Source organism: Streptomyces bicolor (assembly GCF_000719285.1).
GTDB classification, from domain to species: domain Bacteria; phylum Actinomycetota; class Actinomycetes; order Streptomycetales; family Streptomycetaceae; genus Streptomyces; species Streptomyces bicolor.
This window is the reverse complement of the sequence record NZ_JOFS01000097.1, coordinates 1-1,343: the sequence shown is the minus strand read 5'-3', so window position 1 is coordinate 1,343 and position 1,343 is coordinate 1. Positions and strand designations below refer to the sequence as shown.

The following is a 1,343-nucleotide window of genomic DNA, read 5'->3' as shown; positions in this document are numbered from 1 at the left end:
TTGAAGCTCTCCCCTCCCTTCGCAAGCTCAGGGAGGGGATTCCTGTCTACCTTGCGGCGACAGGCTTGACGGTTTTACCCGCCCTGCGACCGCGCCTTCCGGCGGCCGGGACCTCCACGATGACGTGGCCGATCCGGTACAGGTGCAAGATGTTCCGGGCCGCGTTCCAGTCGGCGTTGCACTGAAAGCCGCAGTCGGGGTTCTTGCATACGAACGTGGCCTGGTCCTTGCGGCTGCCCGGTGCGGTGAATCCGCATGCGGAGCAGCGCCGGGAGGTGTTGGGGGCAGGAACCTTGACGAGCCGACCGCCGTGGCGGGCGAGCTTGTACGTCAGCATCGTGACCGTGCGTCCCCACGCCTCTTGGGCGATGGAGCGGTTGAGACCGGCCTTGGCTTTGACGTTGGTGCCCGGCTCGGCAATGGTGCCCCGGGCGGAGGTGACCATGTTCGTGATGTTGAGCTGTTCGACCACGACCGTGCCGTAGGTACGGGCGAGGTAGGTGGTCGTCCGGTGCTGCCAGTCAAGGGCTCGTCGCGTGGCTTTTGCTCGGAGTTGCTTGATCTGGTCGTAGGTGTGCTGCAAACGGCGGGAGGTCTTCTCCCCCTTCTTGCGGAAGGATTTTCGGTGTGCGGCCTGCCGCTGAAGCGTGAGGAGCCGGGCCTTCTCCTTCGGGGTGAGCCACTTGTCCCGATCGGCGGTGCCGTCCGGCAGGCGCGGCCGGCGCCCGTGGTCCTGGTGGTCCTTGTTGGACAGGGCCAGGGGGATGTTCACTCCGGCGTCGATGCCGACTTCCGGGCCCTGGTGAGGTGACTGCTTGCCTTCGAGAATCTGGACGCGGAAGGCGATGTGCCAGCCGAGCGCGTCTTTGACCAGCCGTGCGCCGGTGATCCGGTTGTCGGTGTTCGCCTTCTTGCCGACGGGGAGGTCCTTGGTCCAGCGGAAACGGACGCGGCCGATCTTCGGCAGGTTGACCATGCCCCAGCGGCGGTGGACGCGGACGATGTTCAGGTCACGGCCCTGCGGGATGTCCACGGACATCGCCGACCGGAACCGGGCCTTGAAGTTCGGCTCGTCCGCCCGGCCCTCCCAGCAGTTCACCCAGGCGCGGAAGTACGTCTTCAGCACCGCCTGGGAGGCCTGCGCGGGCAGCTTGGCAAGGAAGTCGAGATCCTTGCGGGCTTCCCGTATCGCCGCATCAGCGGCGGCAAGGGTCCGCTTGTCCTTCGGCATCATCTGCCACCAGGCGTGCAGGCAGTTCCACATCGTCCGGGCCGCGTGCGCCTGCTCGTCAACGACCCGGGTCTCGGCAGGGCTGAGCGCCAGCCGGGCACGGTGCCCGAAC

At 66.9% G+C, this 1,343-nt stretch carries 1 protein-coding gene; it reads right to left on the bottom strand.

The features are described from left to right. Positions 1-46 precede the first annotated feature (46 nt). On the bottom strand, positions 47-1,343 hold a 1,297-nt coding region (locus IF78_RS0142770; protein ID WP_031498889.1), incomplete at its 5' end, for an RNA-guided endonuclease InsQ/TnpB family protein.